Annotated in this window: 6 protein-coding genes and 1 pseudogene; 2 read left to right on the plus strand and 5 right to left on the minus strand. The window is 67.4% G+C overall.

Features of this window, described 5'->3' with window-relative positions; translation table 11 throughout:
• Positions 1–247 precede the first annotated feature (247 nt).
• Positions 248–463, minus strand: a complete 216-nt coding sequence (locus AB0E77_RS33980) for a DUF4396 domain-containing protein (RefSeq protein ID WP_361578806.1) — start codon at positions 461–463, stop codon at positions 248–250.
• A gap of 537 nt (positions 464–1000) precedes the next feature.
• On the opposite strand from AB0E77_RS33980, the gene AB0E77_RS33985 reads away from it, so the two are divergent.
• Positions 1001–1597, plus strand: coding sequence for a dihydrofolate reductase family protein (locus AB0E77_RS33985; RefSeq protein WP_361578809.1), 597 nt, complete (start codon positions 1001–1003; stop codon positions 1595–1597).
• Positions 1598–2076: 479 nt separating this feature from the next.
• Positions 2077–3102 carry a hypothetical protein gene (locus AB0E77_RS33990; RefSeq protein WP_361578812.1) on the plus strand — a complete coding sequence of 342 codons (1026 nt, stop codon included), beginning with the start codon at positions 2077–2079 and terminating at the stop codon, positions 3100–3102.
• 312 nt (positions 3103–3414) lie between these two features.
• On the opposite strand, the gene AB0E77_RS33995 is transcribed toward AB0E77_RS33990, so the two are convergent.
• The 4 genes and pseudogenes from AB0E77_RS33995 to AB0E77_RS34010 form a co-directional block, all read right to left on the minus strand.
• Positions 3415–3870, minus strand: a complete 456-nt coding sequence (locus AB0E77_RS33995; RefSeq protein ID WP_361578815.1) for a hypothetical protein — start codon at positions 3868–3870, stop codon at positions 3415–3417.
• 753 nt (positions 3871–4623) lie between these two features.
• Positions 4624–4751 (minus strand): annotated as a pseudogene (locus AB0E77_RS34000) (transposase); the annotation flags it as partial.
• A gap of 126 nt (positions 4752–4877) precedes the next feature.
• A complete protein-coding gene (locus tag AB0E77_RS34005; protein WP_361578818.1) occupies positions 4878–6335 on the minus strand; it encodes a serine/threonine-protein kinase in 1458 nt (485 codons plus the stop codon).
• Positions 6336–6605: 270 nt separating this feature from the next.
• Entirely contained in the window at positions 6606–6764 is a 159-nt protein-coding gene (locus tag AB0E77_RS34010; RefSeq protein ID WP_361578821.1) for a hypothetical protein, read from the minus strand.
• Positions 6765–7485: the final 721 nt, after the last annotated feature.

Consider the following 7485-nt stretch of genomic DNA (forward strand, 5'->3'; position numbering starts at 1 on the left):
TTCTTCCATGCACCCGCACCGGCCGACTCACCCGAACCAGGCCCCTGTTCGAACCCCACCCGGTCACCCGAGCGGATAGAGAACACCCAGTCAGACGAGGGCCGCCTTCGTGTCCGGTGAACTGCGAAAACGCCGATCAAGTTCGAGCCGCGTTCGACGCCAGACCATAAACGTCAAGCTTTCGAACAGGGCCTGGAACGGTCCTGTCGAACAGGAAGCCGAAGGTGTACTCGCACAGGACATCGGCTCACATCGGGATCCCGATCGCGGAGGTCACCACGGCGGCGGCCAGGATGCCGATCCCGTCGCCCGCGACGCAATGCATCGTGGAACCGACAACCTGCCGCCACTTCGCCGCCACGTACTGCTCAGGTCTGCGCGGCGACGTGGCGGTAGCCGGCTTCCGGCGGCGCGTTCCTGGTCGTGGTCTGCCGGTCGCAGGGCATTGGCCTGACCGGAGCACTCGTCATGTACTCATGTGCTCACATCGGCCTGGCCCTGGGGCTGATTCCCCAGCGCGCGATGTTCAGGGAGATCCTTGTGCGGTGGCGCAGTGGCGAGGCGACGGACCACATCAGGCCGCATCGCCGACAGCTTGCCTTCTTCGCGTTTTGCCTGGTTGGCATCCTCTTCGCAGGCTGTGCACTGACTCGCTGAGCACGCTCGGGTTCGCGCTCGAACGGCAACTGTGCAGTCGGGGAGCGGCTATGAGCCAGGCCGATTCGGGCGCTTTGTGGGGGTGGCCAGCGCTCGATGTGATTGCCTGCTGAGGTGGAGAAGCCGTCGGGCTGGGCCTGTTTCCAGGCTCCCGGGTTGCCTCCGGTGGCGAGGCCGGTGCTGACTGTTGGCCGGCATCGGGGGCTGAGGTATCCGTGCGATATGGCAGAACGGCGCCCGCGTCGCTGGGCGGGGTGTCATGATCACTCAGCGGCCTGTCGGCATGTCATCCGGCTGTCCCCGGGCCGCACCGCAACAGTATGACCAACGGAAGGGACCCGGTATGCGCAGGCTCGTCCACTACGTCGCCACCACCCTCGATGGCTTCATCGCGGGCCCGGACGGCGCGGATCCCACCGGTCCGAACGGGTTCTGGCCCATACCGGAGGACTACATACAGCACCTCGCGGCAGAGTACCCGGAGACGTTGCCCGTCCAGGCCCGGCAGGCACTGTCCGTCACAGCGGAAGGCACCCACTTCGACACGGTGCTGGAGGGACGGCGCAGCTATGAGATCGGTCTCGCGGCCGGTATCCCCGACGCCTACCCCCACCTGCGTCACTTGGTCTTCTCCCGGACCCTGACCGAGAGCCCGGACCCGGCGGTCGAACTGGTCGCCGACGACCCGGTGGCGACCGTGCGGGAACTCAAGCGGCAGGACGGCAAGGACATCTGGCTGCTCGGTGGCGCCGAGCTCGCGGGCTCCCTGTACTCCGAGATCGACATGCTGATCCTCAAAGTCGGTCCGCTGACCATCGGTGACGGGATCCCGCTGTTCTCTCGCAAGGCCGCCTTCGACCCGCGCACCTGGACACTCGCCGACCACACCGTGCTCAAGAGCGGCGCGGTGTTCCTCACCTGCACGCGAGTCAGCAGCTGAGGGTTCCGGGCGGAAGGCGCTGCGTGGCGCCGGGTGCCGGGCGCGCTCAGAGTCACGCAGCGCCACCGCCGTGGCGGCATGCCATAGCCGTGAAGGGCTGCAACTGAAGTGGCGGTGGACTCCAGCCTGCTGAATCGCTTCTTACTCCGCTCGCGGGCGGAGGGTGATCCGGCGGCCGATGTCCCATGCACTGTTGGAGCAGGTGGACGGTTCTCGGCACCGCAGCGGTCGCGGTGTCCGTCGGAGTGCTGATGCCGGTCGTCGTGAGCGCGAGGATCTGAGGACAGCGGCTTCTCGGAGGGAAGTAGCCTCATGGCGCATGGCACCCTTTGCGCTCTTCGCGGCGATCGTGGACCTGCTCGCGGGGCATCTGCCGGCAACGGATCGGCGGTAGTGCTCTCCCGGACGGCGCCGGTGCCGGAGCTCTTCGGGGGCGGCCACGAGGGCCGTTGTCAGAGGCGATTGGCAAGATTGCGGCCATGAATGTCACTCCTGTCACTCCGCCACGGCCGATCGACGTTGCCGCGGTCTTTCCCCAACTGGCACCGCTGGCCCGCACGGCGACCCGCCTGCACCCCCGTCCTGGGGCGCCGACATGGCACGACAGCTCGATCGGCGGGCCCCTGCTGTGGCCCGCCGAGGAGCCGTGGCCGCACTGCCAGGAACCGCATGTGGTGAATGGCATCGACCCAGCCCTGTCCCCGGCGGATCTGCGGCTGGAACGACGGATCTTCGCCGCCTCGCACGGCCGGGACCTGACTCCGGAAGAACGGGAAACTCTCGAGCGGATCCGGCCCCCTCGGACGTATCCGGTGAAGCTGGAGGTCCAGGCGTACGACGGCCCCATAGCGATGCTGCCCGTCACGCAACTGTACGTGCGGGATGTGCCCGATCTGAGCCCGCCGGAGGGCAAGGACCTGCTGCAGGTTCTGTGGTGCCCTTTCGATCACCCGATCATGCCCAGGACCCTGCTCTTCTGGCGTTCGGCAGCAGCCGTCACCGACACTCTCGACACGCCCCCCGAGCCGCCCGCCGTGCAGTTCGACGGCTATCTGCCGGAACCGTGCGTGCTCGAACCGGAGCAGATCACCGAGTACCCCGACCATCTGGAACTGAGCGAAGAACTGCGGGAGCAGCTCAAGCAGTGGAGTGTGCCGCAGGCAGCAGAGGAAGACATGGACCCTGACACGTACTACGACTGTGTGCTGTCCAACGCACCCGGCTGGAAGGTCGGCGGCTGGCCCGCTTGGAACGCCACCGACCCCAGCCCGCACCCCTGCTCCGAGTGCGGCACCAGGATGGAGGTCCTGATGACCATCGCCACGTTCGAGGAAGGGGACGACGCCGGGAACAGTTGGTCTCCGCACCCCCATCCAGGTGCTGGACCGTACCCCGGCCACCGCGGCTACAACGCGACCGGGGTCCAGATAGGCAGCGGCTACCGGCAGCACCTGTTCATCTGCCCGGCGGAGCCCGAGCACCCGCACATCGAGTTGATGACGTAGCCCGTCCGGAATGTGGAGCCGGGGCGCGACATGTCGCAGCGCCCTCCCGTGAAGCGAGACGGCGGTATCAGCAGCCATGCCTGGAGTCTGCACAAGCCACAGGCACCAACGCACCTCGATATGGCCACGGCTCCTCTTGCCGGCCTGCGTACGGCGCGGCGACGGCTTCTCGTCCTCGGATGCAACGCCTCATCAGCACCCCGAAACCCTGATCACTTGGGCCGCCATCACCCTTGTGACCAGGCGCCTGGCCCGGAAGGCGCCACCCTCGCTGGCCGAGGAACCAGCGACTGTGCATGACTGACTGCCTTCTCAGTCGACAGGCACGTCCAGACCGAGGAAGACCCCATAGGCGGTGAGGCTGTCCTCAGGGCCATTCTGAAACCGCTTGACCACACGCTGGACCGGCCAGATCACTGATCCGCTGACGAGCCGGAGCCTGACGCTCAGCTCGCCTGCCGGGTCGGCGTCGTCCGCCTCCCAGACACCGCCTACACTGAGCCGGATCGTTTCGCCGACATAGCAGCCCACGCCGAACAGACGGGCCCCGAGGTCAGCAGCCAAGAGGCCACCCCCCACCGCCGCACCCGAGCTGCTGTGCTCTGTCATGAATCGTTCGACATCGCGCAGGCTGCCCGGGGAGAAGTCCGACTGGTAACCCGAAGAGCCGAGAGCGGAAGCGATCCAATCCGCGCTCGCGCGCACGTCATCCAGTAGTGAAGTCACCAACAGATCATCCCTCCTGCCACTGACAACACGCTCGATCATCCACTCACGCCAGACCTCACGCCTTCAGGCACCCACAGCCGTCGCCACGGCACGAGCACGCCCCCGTTCCTGAACGGGAGGCGATGCCTGTGAAGGTCTGTACGGTGAGCGGTGTAACTCCCGAGCTGCTGAGCCGACCTGGCGATCGACCGAGTGCAATGCCCTGGGTTTGATGACAGACAGCGAACCCAGGGCGCTCCACTCACTGCATACCAGTGATCCCTGAGCATCAGACGTACACAGCGGTGGCGCGTACTACTGTTGAGGTCGAGGATCAGCTGGAGCCGACCGATGCGGCTCCGCTTCTGGATGCTCAGGATGAGCCGGCCCCCTCCAAGGCTTCCTTGCCATGGTGACGCGTCTGCCGAGATCCCGCTCGAAGTGAACGTTGCGACCTTGCCGATTGGTCGACTCGGCCCTGCTCCACGGCAACGACACGGTCTTCCCGCTGTACCTCGTCCCACCCCCAAGGCCATGTCGCTGGGCGACTGCACTGCGCTTTCCTCGGACGGTTTCGGTCGCGCACACAAAGCGCGCCCGCCACTTGCCGACCGTGTGCTCCTCCGCCCCGACCTGACACGCCACCTCGCGATTGGTGGCGCCCTGGCACAGGCCAGGACGATCCGGGAGCGCGGATCAACGCCTGCAGCGGTCATCCGCGCCGGCCCAAACCCTCCAGCTGATCACGTTCTTGCGTAGTCAGCAGGCACCGTCCGCCCAGGCAAGGCGGACGGGGAAGTACACCTGTCGCGCCCGTTCGAGCAGCGTCACGGAGGCGTCGCGGTCCTGCACGCTCGCCGCGTCAGCGCCACCGCCAGGACCAGGCCGAGACAGTCCACCACCAGGTGGCGCTTGCCGCCGCCTACCCTCTTCCCGCCGTCCTACTGCGACGTTGCCGCTCGGATCGCGTGCGAATCAACAGCCCCCTGAACTCGCCGGCGCTGCCGTAACCTGCGCTGTTCCGAAGCGCGCAGCGTAGCTCGTCGGATCCGCCGCCGTCATACGCCTCAGAGGTTACGGATCCGGAAGGCTGCCCGAGCCTTGGCGAGGATGTCGTCGGCTGTCTTCCGCGCCGACCGGCCGTCGGACAGGTAGACCCCGAGAGTCAGACGTTCCTGTCCCGAGGTGGTGACGATGAGGACCTTCCGGAAGCGGCGGGGAGTCCCCTCGCTGTTCTCGCTGTAGGACTCGGTGATGACGGCCGCGTCCCGGCCCTGGTGGGTGGTCGACTCGATGCGGACGACGCTGGGCTTGCCGCCGGTGGGCGTCACAGCGGCCTCGCTCTCCTGCTTCCAGCGGTCGGCGACGGCCCGCGGGGTTTCCGTGACCTTCTCCTTGCGGTCGACCAGCAAGGACACGTCCCCCTTGGGGGAGGTGTAACGGGTACCACGGTAAGGACCGTTCTCTCCGCTCAGGTCGTCCTCGGTGGTGATGGCCCAGCCGACGGGCGCGGCCACGGACAGATTCATCCGGTACTCGTCGTACCTCTTCCACCCGTCCGGGACGTCGTCCCGGTTCGTCACCACCACGGTGGCCGCCGTGACCGCGAGGGCGAGCACCGCGGCCACCGCGACGGAGACGCGCGGGTTCCTGCGCCAGACCGGCTGCCGAGCCGTCGTGGCAGATCCGGGCGGTCCGGCAGACGGGTACCGCAGTGTCGGGGGCGGCGGGGCGGGCAGAGTGAGCGTGTGCAGCAGTGGCTGGACGGCCTGGGCGGTCAGGCGGCTCTCCGGTTCCTTGCGCAGCAGCCCGGTGATCGGACCGGTGAGTTCTCCGGCGTTCTGTGGGGGAGGAAGCTCAGCCAGGAGGACGGCCTGGAGCGTGGAGGGGGTGGTCTGGCGGCGGAACGGGGAGACTCCTTCCACGGCCAGGTACAGCAGGACGCCCAGCGACCACAGGTCCGACTCCGGACCGGGTCGACGGCCCAGGACACGCTCGGGGGCGATGTACTCGGGCGAGCCGATGAAAGCGCCCGTCTCGGTGAGCTTCTGCTCACCCTCGACCTGCGCGATCCCGAAGTCGGTGAGCACCACCCGATCGTGGCGGCCGACCATCACGTTGCCGGGCTTCACGTCGCGGTGCAGCACTCCCGCCTCATGGGCCGCGGCGAGGGCACCTAGGACCGCCAGTCCGATCCGGGCGGCCTCCGCCGGGGCCATGGTGCCCTCCTCCAGAAGCTCGGCCAGGGACTTCCCACGCAGCAGCTCCATCACGATCCAGGGCCGGCCCCCTTCGCTGACCACGTCGTGGATGGTCACGACCGACGGGTGGTCGATACGGGCAGCCGCCCGGGCCTCCCGTTCGATCCGCAGGAAGGCCGTACGGCGGTCGGCCGCCCCCAGGTTCTCCGGAACCTGCGGCTCCTTGACGGCGACGTCACGTTCGACGACCTCGTCCCGGGCCCGCCACACCGTGCCCATCCCTCCGGCACCGAGCCGTTCCAGCAGCCGGTAGCGGCCGCCCACCAACCGGCCCGCGCCTGCCTGCCGGTCCGCCCCGGCCCCAGTGCGTGCGTGCGGCAGTGGGACGGCCGTCGCTTCGTGCCGGCCCGCCGCGGCATGCTTGTCACCGGCTGCGGACGCGGGTGCCGCCGCCGGTGGCTGAAGTCCGTAACTCGTAGGCTCTTCCTGCCGACTCCGGCCGCTCACCTTGCTCCCATCCGTCGTCACCTCATGGAACTCGTGTCGGTGGCTGAGCAGGATGCCTGCCCGGCCCCCGGGGTAGTACATGCACGGTCAGAAGCCCGCCGATCCACCGCCGGTGAAACCGCCGCCGGGGCCGCGCCCACCATCGCTGCCGCCGTACCTCCACAGCAACACGCCCACCAGCACGACGAAGCCGAGGAACCCGACGAGCGGCAGACCGATCCACACAATGATCAGGACCAGGTCCACGGACGATCCCCCCTTCCGCCGTCGTGGCGGCGAACAGGCCATGACCTCACATCCGGCCAGCCGAGCCTAGGAGTCCTGGACGCCCACGTCGTCAACCCCAGGGTGTACGGGGTTCTGCAACGGTTGTGGCAGGAGCGCAACGCCTCATACTCACGGCGTAGGTAACTGCTTGCCGTCCGCGACGCTCGTTCGGATGCGCGAGAGCTTTCACCATCGGCCCCGTCACCGTCGTCTACGCGCTGCTCGGCGTCGGGGCCGGTGTCACGTGAGACTGTCAAATGAGTAATATCTCCGGATAGTTGGGGCTACTAGGGCACGATCGAATTGTGATCAAGGGCGGTTCGAGCGTGACCCTGCGGAGCACCTCTCACGCTCGCGGACATCTATCTCCATCCGGTGGTGCAATGCACCTCAGAGACTGTCAGTGCGGGGCACTACGCTGCGGCAGCAACTGGGTGCCGTGCGGGCGCGTAGACGTGGAAGTGAGACTGATGAGACCGCTGGACTTGCTGGTCAAGGAGTATGTGGCCCCAGTGATGCGATCAGCCAGGTTCAAGCGGGCTGGCCGCACCTTCCGCTTCGTCTCGGACAGTGGTGATCAGGCTGTTCTCGGGTTCGCACGTCACTGAGCCCTTTTCAACCTGACGCCTTGGTCCGGTAGTTGGGCTGACAACGTGGTGAAGCCCCTGGTAGATGGGTTTTCGACCAAGAGAACCGTCTC

The sequence above is a fragment of the Streptomyces sp. NPDC032940 genome (genome assembly GCF_040636935.1).
GTDB lineage: Bacteria > Actinomycetota > Actinomycetes > Streptomycetales > Streptomycetaceae > Streptomyces.

Bases quoted from the DNA above. Each gene is read 5' to 3' on its own strand.
- AB0E77_RS33985 (WP_361578809.1), top strand. From the start codon at position 1,001: ATGCGCAGGCTCGTCCACTACGTCGCCACCACCCTCGATGGCTTCATC.
- AB0E77_RS33990 (WP_361578812.1), top strand. From the start codon at position 2,077: ATGAATGTCACTCCTGTCACTCCGCCACGGCCGATCGACGTTGCCGCG.
- AB0E77_RS33995 (WP_361578815.1), bottom strand. From the start codon at position 3,870: ATGATCGAGCGTGTTGTCAGTGGCAGGAGGGATGATCTGTTGGTGACT.